This is a genomic window from Paenibacillus pasadenensis DSM 19293 (genome assembly GCF_000422485.1).
GTDB classification, from domain to species: domain Bacteria; phylum Bacillota; class Bacilli; order Paenibacillales; family Paenibacillaceae; genus Paenibacillus_O; species Paenibacillus_O pasadenensis.
This window is the reverse complement of record NZ_KE383847.1, coordinates 395,057-413,560: the sequence shown is the minus strand read 5'-3', so window position 1 is coordinate 413,560 and position 18,504 is coordinate 395,057. Positions and strand designations below refer to the sequence as shown.

Below are 18,504 nucleotides of genomic sequence, written 5' to 3'. Positions count from 1 at the left end.
CTGCACGCAATCACGCCCTAGCCTCTCTCGCTGTCTGCCGCCGATCCGCTGGCCGCCTCGTCCTCTGCCCAGCCCGACTCCGCAAAGTCCAGCCGGCGCTCCGCCGTGCTCAGCCGCGCCTCCACGCCGAGCGGCACGGCCAGCTGAGGCGAGCCGTGGCCGATGCGGAATCCCGCGAGCGCCGGCTTGCCCGCCACGCCGAGATGCTCCTGCAGCACCTCGTCCAGCGAGAGCGACGCCTTGCGCTTGGCCGGGCCGCAGTTGTGGAAGTCGCCGACGACGATGCCTGCGGCATCGTCCAGCTTGCCCGCCTGCCGCAGCTGCATGAGCATGCGGTCGACCCGGTACGGCTCCTCGTCGATATCCTCAAGCAGCAGCAGCCGGCCGCGCGTGTCGAGCTCATAGCGCGTGCCGAGCGTGCTCACGATCAGCGTCAGGTTGCCGCCGACGACCGGGCCGCTCGCCTCGCCCGGCACGATCGGCCGCAGCGGCCCGTGCTCCTCGCCGAGCTGCGGCCGCCGCGGAGCGAGCAGCTGCCGGTACGCCTCCAGCGTGACCGGATGCGGCCGCGCATGGTCGAAGCCGCCGCTGCCGGCCGGCTGCTCCTGCAGGTCGATCATCATCGGCCCGTGGAACGTGACCAGTCCGGCGAGCCGGCCGATCGCCGCATGCAGGAAGGTGATGTCGCTGTAGCCCCAGAACGCCTTGGGATGAGCGCGGATGACGCCGTAGTCGAGCCGGTCGGCGATGCGCGCCGTGCCGTAGCCGCCGCGGGCGCAGACGATGCCGGAGATCGACGGATCGGCGAACATCTCCATCAGCTCGTCCGCGCGCTCCTCGTCGCTGCCGGCGAGATAGCCGCGGCGCAGCGACACGGTGCGGCCGAGCCGCACCCGCAGGCCGAGCCGCTCGAGCTGCCGCGAGGCGGCCTCGATCTGCGCCGGATCGCCGGGGCTGGCGAGCGCCGGGATGCCGACGGTGTCGCCCGGCTTCAGCGCGGGAGGCCGCAGCATCATTTCAGCTCCGCCCACTTGAAGTCGATGAAGCCGAACGCATGGCGCACGACGCCGGACAGCTTGTCGCTCTCCAGATTGACGCTGTTATAGTAGTAGAGCGGCAGGATCGGCGCGTCGTCCATCAGGATCTTCTCCGCCTCGTGCATCATCTCGTAGCGCTGCTTCTCGTCGGCCTGCTCGTACGCGCCCTGGATCAGCTCGTCGAACTTGTCGTTTTTCCAGCCGGTGCGGCTGAACGGATTGTCGGACTGGAAGCCGTCGAGGAAGTTGATCGGGTCGGCGAAGTCCGGCAGGAACGAGGAGCGGGACAGCTGCAGCTGCAGCGCCTTCTGCTCGGCCGTCATCACCTTGCTCTCCTTGCTCTCGAGCTTGACTTCGACGCCGAGATTGTCCTTGAACATCGCCTGCAGCGCCTGCGCGACCTTCTGGTTCACGTCGTTGGTGCTGTACGTCAGCGTGATCGGCGGCAGCGCCGAGTAGCCGGCTTCCTTCATGCCCGCCGCGAGCAGCTCCTTGGCCTTGGCCGCGTCGAAGCCGATCAGGTCGCCGCCGACGTCGCGGAAGTCGCCGCCGGCCGCATCCTCGAGACCCGGCGAGACGAAGCCGACAGCCGGCTTATGCTTCTGGCGCAGGACGAGATCGACGAGCTGCTGGCGGTCGACCGCGGCGACGAACGCCTGGCGGATGCTCTTGTTGGTGAACGGCTCCATCGTCGTGTTGAAGCGGTAGAACGCGGTGCCGGCGGATTCCTCGACCTTGACCTTGCCGTCCGCGAACAGCTGGTCGGCCATGTCGGCCGGGATGCTGCCGGTCGTGTCGAGCTCGCCGGTCGTGAACAGCTGATAGGCCGTATTCGTATCGTTGACCATCTTGTACGTGACGCCGCCGAGCTTCACCGTGCCGGCATCCCAGTAGTCCTTGTTCTTGACCATCTTGAGCTCTTCCTCATGCTTCCACTCCGTAATCGTGAACGGACCGTTGCTGACGATCGTCGACGCTTCGCCCGCCCACTGGGCGTTGCCTTCCACCGTCGCCTGATGCACGGGGAAAAACGCCGGGCTGGCCGTCATCTGCACGAGCCAGGCCGCCGGATGGCGCAGCGTGACCTCGAGCGTCTTGTCGTCCTTCGCCTTGATGCCGACGGCGTCGGCGGAGCCTTTGCCGGAGTTGTAGTCCTCCGCGCCGACGATCGGATAGGCGAGGAACGCCGCGTCGGATGCCGTCTCAGGATTGAGCAGCCGCTTCCAGGCGAACTCGAAGTCCGACGCCTTGACGGGATCGCCGTTCGACCATTTCACCCCGTCGCGCAGCGTGAACGTATAGACGAGGCCGTCGTCCGACACCTTCCACTCCGCGGCCATCGCCGGCTCCGGCTTGTCGTCCTTGCCGAGACGCGCCAGCCCCTCGAACGCGTTGTTGACGATGTCGTAGGAGATCTGGTCGAAGCCGATCGGCGGATCGAGCGACGTCGGCTCCTTGCCGTTGTTGTAGCGCAGGATCTTGCCTGCCGCCTCTCCTTCTCCGGCCTCTCCGTTCGACGAGTCATTGCCGCATGCCGCCAGCACGCCTCCCGCCAGCATGACGCTCATCAGCAGCATCGAAAGCTTCTTCATCTTCATTTGATCGCTCTCCCCTTTGAAAAATGAATTGGTCTAGCCGAGGGCCGTGCGCGCCGGCTCGCCCGCCATGCCGCTCCCCGCTCCGGCGCCGGCGGCCGGCGGCCGCGCCGCGCGCGGATCCTGCAGCCAGCACGCGACCGCATGCGTGCCGTCAAGCTCCGCCATCTGCGGCCGGCGCAGCCGGCACACCTCCATCGCGTGCGGGCACCGTGCCGCGAACGCGCAGCCGGGCGGCGGCGCGAACAGATCCGGCGGCGTGCCGGGAATCGGCACGAGCGAACGCCCGCGCTCCCGGTCGAGCCGGGGCAGCGCTGCGAGCAGGCCTTGCGTGTACGGATGCTGCGGGCGGCGGAACAGCTCGCGGACCGTGCCCGACTCCACGATCTCGCCGGCGTACATGACGCACACGCGGTCCGCCGTCTCGGCGACGACGCCGAGATCATGCGTGATGAGCACGATCGCCGCTCCGGTGCGCTCCTGCAGCATCCGGAACAGGTCGAGGATCTGCGCCTGGATCGTCACGTCGAGCGCCGTCGTCGGCTCGTCGGCGATAAGCAGCGACGGGCTGCACGAGGCGGCGATCGCGATCATGATGCGCTGACGCATGCCGCCGCTGAACTCGCCGAGGTACTGCTTCAGCCGCGTCTCCGGGCCCGGGATGCCGACCAGCTCCAGCATGTCGACCGCGAGCCGCCTCGCCTCGGAGCGCGGCACCTTGCGATGGAGCGCGATGCCCTCGATCAGCTGCTCGCCGATCGTCAGCGTCGGGTTGAGCGCGGTCATCGCATCCTGGAAAATCATCGCGATCTCCGCGCCGCGCAGCTTGCGCAGCTCCTTTTCCTTGAGCTTCGTCAGCTCCCGGCCCTTCCAGCGGATGCTGGAGCCGGCTCCCAGCACGGCCGCATGCTCCGGCAGCAGCCGCATCAGGCTGCGGGCGGTGACGCTCTTGCCGCACCCGGACTCGCCGACGATAGCGAGCGTCTCGCCCTGCCGCAGCGAGAGGCTCACGCCGCGCACCGCCTGCACCTGACCGCCATGCGTGCGGAAGCTCACCCGGAGGTCGTCGACCTCCAGGATGACCTCCCCCGGCGGACGAGCCGCCTGCGCGGCCCGACCGAGGTCCGGCTCCGGAGCGCCGCCGCTGTCGGCGCGCGCCGGACGCGCTTGCGCCGCTTCCGGCGCGGGAGGCGCGGCTACGGCCGAGAGCGCCGCCTTTTTCCGATGATCCCGATCGCCTCGTCTCCACATCGTCACGACCTCCTCTGTCTCGGATTGAAGATGTCCTGCAGCCCGTCGCCGAGCAGGTTGAACGCCAGCATCGTGACGGAGATGAACAGCGCCGGGAAGAACAGCCGCCACCACTGGCCCGACAGGATGACCGACAGGCCGTCGCTCGCCATGACGCCCCAGCTCGCGAGCGGCGGCTGGATGCCGAGCCCGAGAAAGCTGAGGAACGCCTCGGCGAAAATCGCCGACGGCACGGAGAACGAGATCTGCACGAGGATGACGCCCATCGCGTTGGGCACGAGATGCCTGCGGATGATGCGCCAGCCGCTCGATCCCATCGAGCGCGCCGCCAGCACGTACTCCGACGACTTGAGCGAGAGCACCTGCCCGCGCACGACCCGCGCCATGCCGATCCAGCCGGTCGCGCTCAGCGCGACGATGATCGTGGCGAGTCCGGGACCCATGACGACCATGAGCAGGATGACGATGAGCAGGTACGGCACGCCGTACAGCATGTCGACGAAGCGCATCATGACGTTGTCCGCGCGGCCGCCGACATAGCCGGCGATGCCGCCGTAGACGATGCCGATGACGACGTCGATGAGCGTCGCCGCCAGGCCGATGAACAGCGAGATGCGCGCGCCGTAGACGATGCGGGCGAACACGTCGCGGCCGAGCTCGTCCGTGCCGAACCAATGCTGCGCCGACGGCGCGAGGTTGATGTCCGTCAGCACCTGCTTGTCGTAGCTCTGCACGGGCAGGTAAGGGCCTACGGTCGCCAGCAGCGCCAGCAGCACGATGAGCAGCGCGCCGGCAAAGGCGAGCCGGTTCTGCTTGAGCCTCCGCCACGCCTCCTGGGCGAAGCTCAGCCGCGGCCGCACGATCGCCTCCGCGTCGACGGCATCGCGGTTCATCGGGACGAACAGGGAATCCGGCACGCTCATGGCCGTCCCTCCTTCCGGTGGAGCTTGATGCGGGGATCGATGAGGCCGTACACGATGTCGACGATCAGCATCATGACCAGCAGCAGCGCGCTGTAGAACACGGTCGTGCCCATGATGACCGAGTAATCGCGGTTGTTGATGCCGTCGACGAAGTATTTGCCCATGCCGGGAATGGCGAAGATCTTCTCGATGACGAAGCTGCCCGTCAGCACGTTCGCCACGAGCGCGCCGAGCAGCGTGACGACCGGCAGCACCGCGTTGCGCAGCGCGTGCTTGAAGACGATGACCGCCGGATGCAGCCCCTTGGCGCGGGCGGTCTCGATATAGTCGGCGGTCAGCACCTCGACCATGTTCGCCCGCGTCATGCGGGCAATGATGGCGAGCGGGCCGGTCGACAGAGCCAGCGCCGGAAGCACCGCATGCCGCCAGGTGCCCCAGGTCGCGACCGGCAGCAGCCGCCACTCGACGGCGACGTACTTGATGAGCAGCGTCGCGACGACGAAGTTCGGCACCGCGATGCCGATGACCGCGAGCACCATCGCGAGCTGGTCGATGAGCCGGTTTTTGCGCAGCGCCGCGACCGTGCCGAGCGCGATGCCGCACACGATCGAGATCGACAGCGCCAGCATGCCGAGCTGGAACGACACCGGGAAGCCGCGGCCGATCATGTCGTTCACCGTCGTCGGGAAGTGGCCGATCGAGGGGCCGAGATCAAGCATGAGCAGCGACTTTAGATAGAGCACGTACTGCACGCCGAGCGGCTCGTCCAGATGGTAGTACGCCATCATGTTGTCGACCGCCGTCTGGCTCGTATTCCGGCCCTCCTTGTCGAACGGGCTGCCCGGAACGGAATGCATGAGGAAAAACGTGACCGTGACGATGAGCCACAGCGTGACCGCCATGGAGATGAACCGTTTCAGGATGTAGGAAGCCATAGCCGTACGACGCTCCTTTCGGGGGCTGGGGGACTGCTCAGCAGAATTCGGCGCGCGAGGCCAGCTCGACCATGACGAGCATGGCGCGGTACGCCTCGAGCATGTCGGCGGCGGCGAAGGTGACGACCGGGCTGCCGTTGTCGAGCTCCGTGCCCGGCATCAGATGCGCCCACTCGGCCTGCCCGTAGTTGGCGAACTCGATCGCCAGCACCGGCTTGTCCGGCGGGACGAGCGGCTGGACGCGGCCGCGCGCGGCGAGCGCCTCCTTCGTCTTGTCCCGCAGCAGCTGTCCGCTCTTGTCCGGCGTCAGGCAGAGCGCGGACGTGCGGGAGACGTAGGTTTTGACGACGGCGGTCGTCACGCCGGGGATCAGCTCCTCCGCCTCGACCGCCGTCCGGTCGTCGCCGGCGACGAGCAGCACGGGCACGCCGTAGTGGCCCGCGACGTAGGCGTTGAGGCCGAGCTCGCCGACCGCCTTGCCGCCCAGCCACATGCGATGCGCGCCGAAAATCATCGAATGGCTGAGCACGCCCGCGGTCGGCGCCATCGTATGGTAGCCGATGAACGCCGCGCCCGCGAACGAGGCGTCGAGCCCCTGCACCATCGAATACGGCTTCACGTCTCCGGACAGGAGCTGCGCCTCGGGATGGAGCCGCTCGATCAGCAGATTGTTCATCTTGGAGTGGCTGTCATTGACGATCACCTCGGCGCAGCCCTCGTCGAACGCCGACGCGATTACATGGTTCGCCTCGTCGGTCATGATCTGCTGGCCGCGGGCGTAATTGTGCCTGCCCGGGAAGACGAACGTGCTGTCCACCATGCCTGTGATTCCTTCCATGTCCACCGATACGTACAGCTTCATCTTTCTTCCTCCCGAGTCGGAATTTTACATCGATAGGATGGAAAAAACCCAGCCGAAGCTCGCCATCGAGGTGGCGGCAAGGGCTGGGTTTTATTTACGAGCGTGGCGGCGAAGCGCCCTGCGGATAAATAAAGCAGCTTACACGCTGCCGGAAGTGGGCTGTTCCCGCTCTTCGCGGCCGCTGCGTGTGGATTTGAATTTTTTGGAGGCGTCCTTGAACGCGACGATGAGAGCCTTCTGCGAGGAGCCGTGATAACGCCTGCGGATCTCCTCGCTCACCGCATCGACGTCGAGCACGCTGCAGCCGATGAAGATCGACTTGACGAACTCCGAGGTGAGCGGAATCGTGGACGAGCAGCCGGCATCGACGATGAGGCCCGTATCCTGCTCGACGACCAGCCCGATGAAAAAAGCGCTGTACTGCTGGGTGATCGGGTTGTTGACCGAGGACTGGGCGTCGCCGATCACATAAAGCGTGCTGCGATCATACGGCATCGTGATAACCCCTTGTAAGCTTTTCTCTGCAAGCCGATCTGATGTAAACCATTCTAACATCGACGGACGGGTCTGTAAACGGGAAAAACCGTGGAAATCCGACGGCTTCCGGCGCGGCAGGCGAGCTACCGCTTGCGGAAAATATCCGTCATCGCCTGCGCCAGCTCCGTCTCCGCCGCCGTGAATACATGGCCGTCCTTGGCGTCGTCGAGGCCGTTCATCGCATAGACGAAGCCCGTGCCGGTCTCAGGCTCGACGAACATGCCGCTCTTGAGGCCGTACGCGTCGCCCGCATGACCGACCATCAGGCGGCCGGGGAACAGGTCGCGCGTCCGCTGCAGCTGCAGTCCCCCCTCGCGGTAAAAGCCCTCCTGCGGATCGCGGACCCAGTGCTTGTCCATCATGTCCCGCACGGTCCGCTCCCGCAGCAGCCGGACGCCGCCACGCTCGCCGCCTGCGGCCAGCATCTCCAGCCAGCGGGACAGATCGGCGACCGTCGTGCGCAGCCCGCCCTGCGGCGCGAACAGCGAGCCGTTGACGCCCGGCACGTAGTCGCGCAAGGCGGCGCTCGGCGGCTCGTGGCGGCTGCCGCGGTCATCGAGCGCCGGCGTCCACGAGCCGCTGCCGCGCTCCCGCTCGTACAGCACGGCGATCCGGTCCGGATCCTCGATGTCTTGGAGCAGAAAGCTGGAATCGCTCATGCCGAGCGGCAGGAGCAGCTGCTTGCGGCAATAGCGGTCGAACCGCTCCCCGCTCAGCCGCTCCACGATCGTGGCGAGCACGATCGCCCCCAGATTGGAATAGGCGTAGCCCGCCGGATCGCCCGGGGGATGCTCGCCCCATAGGCGCGGGGGGTGATAGGCGCCTCCCGGCAGCAAGAGCTCCGACAGCGGCAGCAACGGCTCTTGCCGCGATGCCGCGGCAAATGCGGCATATTCATCCTGGAGGCCGCTCGTATGCGTCAGCAGATGACGGAGCCTGATCGGCTGCTCGGGATGCTGCGGGTGGCGGAGCGGCAGGCCGAGCAGCCGGCCCGCGTCGTCGTCGAGACTGCACTGGCCTCGTTCCGCCAGCTGCAGGATCGCAGCCGCTCCGATCGTCTTGGAAATCGAGGCGATGCGGAATACGGTTCGCTCCGTCACCGGAATCCGGCGCTCGAGGTCCGCCAGTCCCAGGCTGCCCTTCCAGACGACGCGGCCTCGGATCAGATAGGCGCAGGAGAGGCCCAGAATGCTTCGGCGATCCGCCACTTCCTGCAGCTTCGACAGCACTTTGTCCGGCTTGGCGATCGTTTCCCCCTCCTCTCGTGTCCCATTTCTGAGATAGCGTTTACAAGTGTTATGATTATCGCCCTCCGAGGCACGATTCGTCAACCCTCGGCATCGCTGAAGCGCATGGCGCCATGCTCCGGTTGACGGCCTGCCTCCCCCGCGATCTCGTCTAGTGAGAAAGGCGCTGCAGCGGCTGCTGCAACGCCTTTTTATCCCGATGATGTGCGGCTGTCGTCATGCCTCGCCTCTTGCTTGCGCTGCTGCTCCATCGCCTCCAGCGCTTCGTCCGGAATGTCGCCCAGCTCGATCCGCCTCTCGATGTAGCGGATGAACGGTAAGACAAGCTCCGGATCGAACTGCGTGCCGGTGCAGCGATGCATCTCGTCAAGCGCTTCCGCAAACGATTTCGTCCGCTGGTAAGGCCGCTCCGTCGTCATCGCGTCGAACGAGTCGATGATGCAGAGCATGCGGGCGAGCTTCGGAATCTCGGTGCCCTTCAGCCCATGCGGATAGCCGCCGCCGTCATACCGTTCGTGATGGAGCTCGACGAGCGGCACCAGGTCCGTGTACTTGCCGGTCGCCAGCAGGAATTCCTTGCCGAACGTGACATGCTTCTTGATGATCTCCCATTCGTCCTTGTCGAGCTTGGAGCGCTTGGTCAGCACCTCGCGCGGTACCTCCAGCTTGCCGATGTCGTGGATGAGCGCCCCGAGAATGAGCGTGCGCCGCTCCTCCTCGCCGAGCTCGAGAATGCCGGCCATATCCACCGCGTACGAGAACACGCGCTTGGAATGCTTGAACGTGTACACGTCCTTGGAGAGGAAGATGCGGATCTGCTGCTCGAGCTCGTTGATCTCATGCTCGAACTGCTGCGGCAGATAGGTCTGCTCGCCATAGACGGTGACGACGTTTTTGCCCTTGGACTTCGAGATGTACATCGCCCGGTCGGACAAGCCGACCAGCTGGGACTTCTCGTAGGTGTCGGCGCTCATTTCGATGATGCCGGCCGAGAAGGAGACGCATCCGTGCGGCAGCACGTCGACGCCGTCGAACGGCGCGTTGTTCACCCGCTTGCGGACGTGGTTGACGAAAGCCCTCGCCTTGTTCTTGTCCAGCTCCGGCATGATGATGGCGAACTCCTCGCCGCCGTAGCGGGCGGCCAGATAGCCGTGAGGCTCGCACTCCTCCTTGATGATGGAGCCGACGAAGCCGAGCAGCTTGTCCCCCTGCGGGTGGCCGTACATGTCGTTATACTTCTTGAAGTCATCCAGGTCGATCATAGCGAAGGAAAACGTCTTTCCATCCTCGCGGTAGAGCTTGATATATTCATCCAGCTTTTCTTCGAGGTAGCTGTGGTTGAACAGCCCTGTCCGCTGGTCTTTATTGGCTTTGTCGTTGATTTCGTGATACATGAGGAAAAGCTGCTTGAAGACATGGGAAAGCAGGACGGCGATGATGAGGAACAAGAGAATTCCGAAGAAACCTGTTTTCAACACCATAATGACGAGCACCAGGGAGAAAAGCAGGATTCCAATATAGGCGAACAGCGATTCACGAACGAATAAAGCTAATACTGGAATCAACTGATTTCGATAGAGCAAGAAAAAGTAAGCTGCTACCAAAATAATATTCACACTGAAATATGCGATCAAAGCAAGGACGAAAGCATAAATCTCACCGACGATAAAATCTCCCGTCGTCCCGTCCATCCACTGAAAAGCCCAATGAGCACCTATAATCATGGCGGAGTAGGTAATGAAATTATAGTAGTGCTTCCACCATGCCACTGTTCTACGATTAATTACGATAATAATCGCGCTTACAAACAGTACCATTAAGGAAAATTTAACGCCATAAATGAACAGGGAGGCAAGAAATATCGTCGAATCCATGGATTGATGATTACCTTCTGGAGGCAGCTTGTACATAAAGTACTCAAGCACTATCGCCCCGGCTACCATTGCATAGAAGATGACCCAGTCCTTACGATCCAGCGAAAATCCCTCAGGCCAAAAAAACGACAAGAACAGCAATGTGCCCATGAGGCAAATTGCCACTACCAGCCACTCTTTTGGTTTTAGGAGTCCAATTAACCGTTGTTGACCGCCCATGTCGTTGCTCCCCCAAAAAGATATAAAAAAAGGAATCAGAAGAGTTGTTCTTCCGACTCCTAATTGTTCGGTTCCTATCAACCTACTCTAAAGCCCGAAGTCAGAGCCACGGCTACGGATGCGAGAATGGAAATATTGAAGAAAATAACTTTCAGATTGGCTTTCTTCATAGTTTGCCCACCCCCTTTCCTAGAGTGTAGAAAGCTTAAGAGGATTCTTGGGACAAGGCGACATAATCCTTTGATTTCTTTCCCATCAATTGACAGAGGAAGAAGAACGCCCCGACATTGATCACCACATCGCCGATGCTGATGGCTTGAGTTCGAGGATAGGGCGGCGACAGCGGAATGATATCTCCCAGAAAGTAAAGCCGGGTAGACTCGTCCATCAGGAAATGCTTGCTTACGGCATCTCCGCTGCGAAGCATTTCAATGTAGATCGGATCCAATACGGACGCCGCTTCCAAAGATACCGGCATTCGTCCGCCGTTCGCCATCATGACGAGAAAGTTCAGGAGCACGCCGACAAAGATGATGCCCAGTCCTTTTTGGTGACGATTGATCCATAGGAGCGCGAGTCCGACGACATAAATGACCATATAAAAGTATCCGTTGAACTGAGCGAAAAATGGAATGTCACCCTGCAGGTAAAAGAGCAGAAATTGGACGAGCAGCAGAATCGGGAAAGCCCATCCGCCTTTGATGCGGAGATTTCCGATCGCGATCAGCCCATTCTTCCAACCCGCGCGGATGAACCCGACGATCAGTCCTAGAAGGATCCCATCATATACCATTCGCCTTGCTCCTTCTCGACGGCATTATCATTATTCCAGTAAAAATCTACAATTACCAACATTTGCACAGGGTCATTATAAGACGGGCTCATGAACCTAGTCAATATGATCTAAGTAGCATATCCTACTCATTGTTGCACAAAGGTCCTATTGACTTCATAGTAAAAAGCCTGCTTTTTGTCGAAAAAAGCGGCTTTTTTATGATCATAAAGGCCCAATGTTAAGGCAGAAAAGAGATCGGGCATTAAAATTCCTTCACTTCATTATCCATTTAATAGAAGGAGAAAACCGTCGAATCATCCCTTCACCGCGCCGGCCGTCATGCCTTTCATGATCTGCTCCTGGAAGATGAGGTAGGCGATGATCGTCGGCAGGACGGCGATCGCCATCGCGCCCATCGTCAGGCTGTAGTCGGTGCCGTATCCGTCGGAGAACAGCGACAGGCTGAGCGGCAGCGTCTTGAGCGCCTGCGAGTTGATGAAGACGAGCGCGAACGCGAAGTCGTTCCAGAACCGCAGGAAGGCCAGGATGGCGACGGTCGCCAGCGCAGGCTTGCACAGGGGCAGGATCATCCGGAAGAAGACGCCCCACCAGCCGTTGCCGTCAATCAGCGCCGCCTCCTCGATCTCGCGCGGGATGGAGGACAGGTAGGCGATGACGATGAAGATCGCGATCGGCAGCTCGAAGGCGGTGTACGGCAGGATCAGCGCGCCATAGGTGTCGAGCATCCCGATCTTGTTCATGAAGATGAACAGCGGCACGAGCGTGCTGTGGATCGGCACGAGCATGCCGATGACGAAGATGCCCAGCGCCAGCTTGTGCAGGCGGAACTGGAAGCGCGAGAGCACGTAGGCGGCCAGCGTGCCGAGCAGCAGCGTTAGCGCCACCGAGACGGAGGTGACGATGGCGGAGTTGAGCATGGCGCGTCCCATGTTGCCGAGATCCCACGCCCGGCTGATGTTCGTGAACACCCATTCGCTCGGCAGCGAGTACGGATGGGCGAAAAAGTCCTCGTTCGTCTTCATGGCGCTGATGAACAGCCAGTACAGCGGATACAGCGTGCCTGCGGCGTACAGCAGCAGGACCAGCTTGAGCGCTCCGCCGCCGATCAGGCGGCGCAGGCGGCTTCTCTCGCCGCCGGCCGAGCCGGCGGCAGGCGGCGCGATGGTCGTTTTCACAGTCGGCACTCCCCTCTCGTCAGCTCGATTTGCGGCGGGTGACCGCCATGTTGATGCCGATCAGCAGCAGGCTGATCAGCAGGATCATCGTGGAGACGGCCGATCCGTAGCCGTATCGGTAGACGGCGAACGTGCTGTTGTACATATAGGTGGCGAGCAGCTCGGTCGACTTGGCCGGTCCGCCGCCGGTCATGACGATGACATGGTCGAACGCCTTGAGGCTGCCGGCGATGCACAGCACGATCGTGACGACGACGGTGCCCCAGATCATCGGCAGCGTCACGCTGACGAGCTTGCGCCAGCCGGTCGCTCCGTCGATGGCGGCGGCGTCGTGGATCTCCGAGGAGATGTTCTGCAGCGCGGCGATGAAGATGATGAGATACGGGCCGATGTTGCTCCAGTTGATCGGAATCGACACGGCGTACATGTTGAGCTTCGGATTGGACAGCCATGCCTGGGTCCAGCTCTCGAGGCCGATCAGCGTGAGCGCCTGGTTGAGCAGGCCGAACTGGTAGTTGTAGATGTAGCCCCAGATCATGCCGATGACGACGGTCGACAGCACCATCGGCATGAACAGCGCGGAGCGGATCAGCCGGTTGAACCAGGTGTTCGCGGTCAGGAGCAGGGCGCCGGCCAGCGCGATCGGAATCTGGCCGACGATGGCCGAGACGACGAGAATCAGGTTGTTGCGCAGAGCCCGCCAGAAGACGGGGTCCTGCAGCATGTCCCGATAGTTGCCGAGGCCGATGAACTTGGCGTCGCCCATGCCTTTCCACTGGAAAAAGCCGTAGTAGATCGACCAGAGGATCGGCAGCACGGCGAACAGGACGAAGACGATCAAGGCGGGCAGCAGGGCAATCAGGATGAAGCGGTTGCTGCGCAGAGATGCGGGCATAGGGGGATTCGCCTCCTTAGGAGAAGGAGACCCTCCCCGCGAAGCGCGGAGCGGATCTCCCGGATGTGGCATAGGGACGGACGTTGGGAACTGCGCTTACGGGTTGAGCGAGCGGGCCTGGGCGTCCTGCAGGTTTTTGGCGACCGCGTCCGGAGCCGCGCCCATCATGATTTCCTGCAAGCCGTTGTTGATCGCCTCGCCGGCTTCGGCGGACAGGTACGCGTCGTAGACCGGCGTGATGCCGACCGTCTTGACGAGCTCGAACGCCTTGTAGTAAAGGGAGGTGACCTTCGACGAATCGACGTCGGTCTTGTACATGACCATCGAGTTGCTCTCGGCGATCGCCTTCTGCGCGTCCGGACCGCTGATCGCGTAGATCAGGTCGAACGCCGCCTGCTTGCGGTCGCCCTCGACCTTCTTGCTGAGCGCGAAGCCCGCGCCGGGGCCGCCGGAGATCGTGTTCGCGTCGCCTTTGCCGCCTGCGATGGCCGGCAGCACGGTCACTTCGATCTTTTTGAGCGTGTCCTCCGGGGTCGTCGCGAGGTTCGTCAGCGTCCAGGCGCCGCTCACCATCATCGCGGCCTTGCCCTGGATGAACACCTGCTCGGCTTGCGTGTTGTCGATCGTGTTGGCGCCCTTGTCGAACGCGTCGGCGTCGACAAGCTGCTTGAAGTAGCCGAGCGCTTCGACGAACGGCGCGTCGGTGAACGCGGCTCCGTCCTGGGCGACGGCTTTCTTGAACCAGTCGGTGCCGGTGACGCGGTCCGCGAGCGAGCCGAGGATCGTCGACTGCGCGACCCATGGCGCCTTGTTGCCGAGCGCGATCGGCGTGATGCCGGCTTTGTTGAACGTGTCGACCGCCGCCATCAGCTCGTCCCAGGTTTTCGGAACGGCGACGTTATGCTGCTGGAACAGCTCCGCGTTGTAATACAGGAAGGATGTGGCCGACATCGCCAGCGGCGCCGTGTAGGTCGCGCCGTCGAACGTGGAGCCGTCGAACGCGCCCGGCAGGAAGCTGTCCTTCCACTCCGGCTTGGCGTCGAGCAGCTCCTGGATCGGCTGCACGAGGCCCGATTCCTGGAAGCCCTTGATATGGCTGCCCGCGTAGGAAAGGAATACGTCCGGCATCTCGTCGGCCGCGGCGACGGTGCTCAGCCGCTGGCGGTAGCCGTCGACCGGAATCGCCTGGGCGTCCAGCTCGATCTCCGGATGAGCCGCGGCGAATTCGTCGATCTTGGCGCGGACCGTCTTGGCCCGGGCGTCGTCGCCTGCGAAGTTGTGCCAGAGCGTCAGCTTGACCTTGCCGCCGCCGGCTCCGGAATCGTTCGTGGAAGCGCCGCCATTTTCTTCCGCTCCGTTGCCGCATGCGCTCAGCAGCGCCATCGCCGCCAGCGAAGCCAGCGCCGTCTTGCCGAATCTGTTCTTGTTCATGCTCGCATCCCCCTGTCCTGTTATGCCCTCAGTATATAAAAGACCCCGCTCCCGCCGCAGGGGAGATCCTTCGGGAGGAGGGGGGTCATCGTTCGTGAAGCTGGCGGTATTCGGTCGGCGTCAGCCCCGTGTCCGCCTTGAACAGCTTGTTGAAATACTTCGCGTCCTCGTAGCCGACCTCGGAAGCGATGCTCGCGACCTTGGCCGGCGTCTGCAGGAGCAGCTCCTTGGCCCGCTCGAGCCGCTGGCGCGTGACGTACTCGAGGTAGGTCTGCCCGGTCTCGCGCTTGAACAGCTCGCTCAGGTACGTCGGGTTCATCGGCAGGCTGCGGGCGACCTGCTGCAAGGTCAGGCTCTCGCCGAGGCGGGCGCGGATGTACTCCGCCGCCTGGCGGACGGCGGAGTGGCCGCCGCGCTCCAGCTCGGCCCAGCGAAGCGAGAGCAGGCGCAGCTCGGCGAGCAGCGCCTCGCGCGGGCGCTCCTCGAGCTCCGCCGGGGACGCGCCATCCGGCATCGGCGGCAGCTCGCGTCCGATGGACGCGGCCGAGCGCTCGAGCGAGCGCCGGGCGGCCGCGAGCAGCGAGTACAGCCACGCGGTCATCGTGGCCGGAGTCGCCTGCGCGTCGGCGCGCGCCTGCGCCAGGAGCGCGTCGGCGCCGCGCTCGAGCTCGCCGTCGCCGCCGGCCTGCAGCAGCCGGATCAGGCTGCGCTCCTCCTCCGGCGCGCAGACGGCGCGCATGCCTTCGCGCCCGGCGATGTCGCCGTAGCAGACGATGCCGGGACGCCCCGCCAGATGGCGGTAGGCGAACGCCTGGAGCGCGGTCTGGCGCGCATGCGCGAAGCCGCTCCAGTCCGCGGCCGCCTCGCCGCAGGCGGCGAGCGCCGGCCGGCCGCGCTCGGCCAGGCGGCGCAGTCCCGCGCGCAGCAGCGGCTGCAGCTGCTGGGGCGTCTCGACGGCCGCCGCCGCCAGCCAGCCGCCGCGATCATGCGGCACGACGGCGCAGCCGAGGGCGCTCGCGAGCGCGCCGGCATCCGCCGGCTCCTCCCCGGGCCCGGGCGCCGGCTCGCCGGCTGCGGCGGCCCGGGCGGCGGCTACGGCGCGGGCGACCGAGGCTTCGATGCGGCCTGCCGCCTCCATTCCGTCCGCGTCTGCGCGGGCCGCGGAAGGCGCCGCGTCCGGCAGCTCCGCCTCGGCCAGGCGCCACAGCTGCAGCAGCCGGCCGCGGCCGATGCCGGCGAGCTGCGGATGGGCCGCGACCGCCCGGCGCAGCAGCTCCTCGTCCGGCTCGCCGCTGCCGAGCAGCAGCCGCGACAGCAGCTGCTCGCGGTAGGCCGCCGACTCCCGCGCGCTCGTCTGCGCGCGCTGCTTCCGCTCCAGCCAGCGCTGGCGGGCGCGGTCGGCGGCGTCGAGAATTTCGCCGGGCCGGCTCGTCTTGAGCAGATATTCGCTGACACCCTCCCTCACCGCCTGCTGCGCGTAGGCGAACTCGTCGTAGCCGGACAGCACGATGATGTCGAGCTCCGGAAAGTCCCGCAGCGCCTGGGCGGCGAGCTCGAGCCCCGACGCCCCCGTCATGCAGATGTCCGTCAGGATGAGGTCCGGCCGCTCCAGCGGCAGCCGCAGCAGCGCCTCCTCCGCGGACGCCGCCGGCTCCAGCAGCTCGAAGCCTCGCTCCTTCCAGGGCAGCACGGTGCGGAGTCCCGTGCGGATGATGACCTCGTCGTCGACGATCAGTACCTTCATGCGTCTCCCTCCTTGCTTGGCTCCGGCAGCCGGAAGCTGACGGTCGTTCCGATGCCCGGCGAGCTGTCCAGATGCAGCCCGGCCTCCGGCCCGTAGTGCAGCAGCAGCCGGTTGTGCACGTTGCGCAGCCCGTAGCTGCCGTAGTCGCCCCCGGTGTCGGCATCGAGCCCCGGCAGCATGCGCCTGCCGAGCAGCGTGCGGAGCGCGTCCAGCTTGTCCTCCGGGATGCCGACGCCGTTGTCGCGCACGATGAAGCGGATCGCCCCGCCGTCGGGCTCGGCCTCGACCTCGATGCGGCCCCGCTCCGGGCGCTTCAGGATGCCGTGCAGCAGCGCGTTCTCGATGAGCGGCTGCAGCAGCAGCTTGAGCATCCGCCGCTCCAGCAGCTCCTCCGGCACGGAGGCGGCGACCTCGAAGCGGTCCGGATAGCGGATCGACTGCACTTTCACATAGCTGTCCACATGGCTGAACTCCTGCGCCACCGTGCAATACTCGCGCCCCTTGTTGAGGCTGAACCGCAGGAAGTCGCTGAGCGCGCCGACCATCTCGGCCGTGCGTCCGTCCTGGTTCATGAGCGCCATCCATTGCACGGACGACAGCGTATTATAGAGGAAATGCGGATTGATCTGCGCCTGCAGCGCGAGCAGGTCCGCCTCCTTCTTGAGTCCCTCGCTGCGCTTGACCTCTTCGGTCAGGTTGGCGATCTTGGCGCTCAGCCGATTGTAGCTGATGACGAGCTGGCCGACCTCGTCGATCGTCGTCACCGGCAGCACCGGCAGCGGCTCGTCCGGATGGGCGTGCCGGAGCTGGCGCGTGAGCGAGCTGAGCGGCCCCGTCACCTTGCGCACGATGAAGCCGACGACGACGATGACGAACAGCAGCGCGATGCAGACGGCGATCGCCGCGAGCGTCAGGAAGTAGCGGTTCTGCGAGCGGTACTCCTCGAACGGGATGACGCCGGCGAGCTTCCAGTCCGCGCTGTTCAAGGAGCGGTAGAGGATCGTCGAGCGGCCGTCCCCCGCGCCGTACGTCAGCGAGCCCCCGTCCCCCGCGAGCGCCGGCAGGCCGGGCAGATAGTCGGTGATCGGACGGTTGAGCTCCCACTGCGGCGGACCGGCCATGATCCGGTTGTCGGCGTCCAGCAGCACGACCGAGCCGGAGCCTTGCAGCTCCGACTGCCGCAGCTGGCGGGCGATGACGGACTGATCGAGGCTGATGCGGAGGATGCCGATCGGCTTGTCGTATTTTTTCGTGCTGCGGATCGGGCGCGAGAGCGTGAGCACCTGGTGGCTTTCGAGAGAGCTGTCCTGGCGGTAGACGGTCGACCAGAACTTGCGGCTGGGATCGTAGTGCTCCGGGTTCTCGGCCCGCAGCACGTCCAGCCCCGAGCTGACGACCGAGCGGATGCTGTAGGCCGCGCGTCCGTCATTGCTTTCGATGACGATGTTGCTGATATACGCCTTGGAAAAGGCCAGATCGGTCAGGAAGCTGATGATCGAGGTCTGCTTGCGGAGATCGGACTGCCGGGCTTGCAGATCCTGCTGCACGTTCTCGTTGCCGATCAGGAACAGCGACATGTTCTCCACGTCCCGGACCATGTTGTCCAGGTAGGCCTGGAGCAGGTCCAGCGTCTTCATGCCCTCGGTCTTGGCCTTCTCCTCCGACAGCCCTTCGGCGATCGAGTAGGAAAGAAGCCCGAGCGAAAAGAGGGGAACGAGCACCGCCAGGATCGTGAGCAGCGACAGCTTATGCTTGAGCGAGCGACCGAGCCAATTTTCCATCGGGATGCCTCCTGCTGAAAACCGTAGATGCGAGACGAGCTTCATGGCATGTTTCCTACCATGATAGTGAAGGATGCGGGCGGAAGCCAGTCTTTTTTTGGAGGGAAACGATTGCCTCGAAGGTTGATTTCCTTCATTTTCATCGAATTCCAGGTTGAAGAAATGAAGGGCGCGCTCATTCTTTTTCCCTATGATAGCGTAT

At 64.1% G+C, this 18,504-nt stretch carries 15 protein-coding genes; all 15 read right to left on the bottom strand.

The genetic code is table 11. The features are described from left to right. Positions 1 to 17: 17 nt before the first annotated feature. The gene (locus H582_RS27325; protein ID WP_052333189.1) at positions 18 to 1,016 is read right to left on the bottom strand and encodes a S66 peptidase family protein; all 999 of its coding nucleotides are present in this window, start codon (positions 1,014 to 1,016) and stop codon (positions 18 to 20) included. After that, on the bottom strand, positions 1,013 to 2,629 hold the full coding sequence (locus H582_RS0112575; RefSeq protein ID WP_028598810.1) for a peptide ABC transporter substrate-binding protein: 1,617 nt from the start codon (positions 2,627 to 2,629) through the stop codon (positions 1,013 to 1,015). The genes H582_RS27325 and H582_RS0112575 overlap by 4 nt, the downstream gene beginning before the upstream one ends. 39 nt (positions 2,630 to 2,668) lie before the next feature. Continuing rightward, a complete protein-coding gene (locus H582_RS27320) occupies positions 2,669 to 3,883 on the bottom strand; it encodes an ABC transporter ATP-binding protein (RefSeq protein ID WP_084137167.1) in 1,215 nt (404 codons plus the stop codon). A 2-nt stretch (positions 3,884 to 3,885) separates the two neighbouring features. Then, positions 3,886 to 4,806 carry an ABC transporter permease gene (locus tag H582_RS0112565; RefSeq protein ID WP_028598809.1) on the bottom strand — a complete coding sequence of 307 codons (921 nt, stop codon included), beginning with the start codon at positions 4,804 to 4,806 and terminating at the stop codon, positions 3,886 to 3,888. After that, positions 4,803 to 5,741 carry an ABC transporter permease gene (locus H582_RS0112560; protein WP_028598808.1) on the bottom strand — a complete coding sequence of 313 codons (939 nt, stop codon included), beginning with the start codon at positions 5,739 to 5,741 and terminating at the stop codon, positions 4,803 to 4,805. The genes H582_RS0112565 and H582_RS0112560 overlap by 4 nt, the downstream gene beginning before the upstream one ends. 37 nt (positions 5,742 to 5,778) lie before the next feature. Next, positions 5,779 to 6,603 (bottom strand): M55 family metallopeptidase, encoded by an 825-nt coding sequence (locus tag H582_RS0112555; protein WP_028598807.1) that lies wholly within the window; start codon positions 6,601 to 6,603, stop codon positions 5,779 to 5,781. A 138-nt stretch (positions 6,604 to 6,741) separates the two neighbouring features. Beyond that, positions 6,742 to 7,098, bottom strand: coding sequence for a DUF3870 domain-containing protein (locus tag H582_RS27315; protein ID WP_043111230.1), 357 nt, complete (start codon positions 7,096 to 7,098; stop codon positions 6,742 to 6,744). A gap of 125 nt (positions 7,099 to 7,223) precedes the next feature. Continuing rightward, a complete protein-coding gene (locus H582_RS0112545; RefSeq protein ID WP_180968402.1) occupies positions 7,224 to 8,348 on the bottom strand; it encodes a serine hydrolase domain-containing protein in 1,125 nt (374 codons plus the stop codon). A 230-nt stretch (positions 8,349 to 8,578) separates the two neighbouring features. Then, entirely contained in the window at positions 8,579 to 9,781 is a 1,203-nt protein-coding gene (locus tag H582_RS27310; RefSeq protein WP_228551688.1) for a bifunctional diguanylate cyclase/phosphohydrolase, read from the bottom strand. A 904-nt stretch (positions 9,782 to 10,685) separates the two neighbouring features. Continuing rightward, positions 10,686 to 11,273 (bottom strand): DUF5317 domain-containing protein, encoded by a 588-nt coding sequence (locus H582_RS0112535; protein ID WP_028598805.1) that lies wholly within the window; start codon positions 11,271 to 11,273, stop codon positions 10,686 to 10,688. Positions 11,274 to 11,569: 296 nt separating this feature from the next. Continuing rightward, entirely contained in the window at positions 11,570 to 12,451 is an 882-nt protein-coding gene (locus tag H582_RS0112525) for a carbohydrate ABC transporter permease (RefSeq protein ID WP_028598804.1), read from the bottom strand. Between the two features lie 19 nt (positions 12,452 to 12,470). Continuing rightward, a complete protein-coding gene (locus H582_RS0112520) occupies positions 12,471 to 13,346 on the bottom strand; it encodes a carbohydrate ABC transporter permease (RefSeq protein ID WP_028598803.1) in 876 nt (291 codons plus the stop codon). A gap of 96 nt (positions 13,347 to 13,442) precedes the next feature. Further along, on the bottom strand, positions 13,443 to 14,777 hold the full coding sequence (locus tag H582_RS0112515; protein WP_052333188.1) for an extracellular solute-binding protein: 1,335 nt from the start codon (positions 14,775 to 14,777) through the stop codon (positions 13,443 to 13,445). Positions 14,778 to 14,862: 85 nt separating this feature from the next. After that, positions 14,863 to 16,521 (bottom strand): helix-turn-helix domain-containing protein, encoded by a 1,659-nt coding sequence (locus tag H582_RS0112510; RefSeq protein WP_028598801.1) that lies wholly within the window; start codon positions 16,519 to 16,521, stop codon positions 14,863 to 14,865. Beyond that, positions 16,518 to 18,302 carry a cache domain-containing sensor histidine kinase gene (locus H582_RS0112505; RefSeq protein ID WP_028598800.1) on the bottom strand — a complete coding sequence of 595 codons (1,785 nt, stop codon included), beginning with the start codon at positions 18,300 to 18,302 and terminating at the stop codon, positions 16,518 to 16,520. Before H582_RS0112505 ends, H582_RS0112510 begins: the two co-directional genes overlap by 4 nt. Positions 18,303 to 18,504 lie beyond the last annotated feature (202 nt).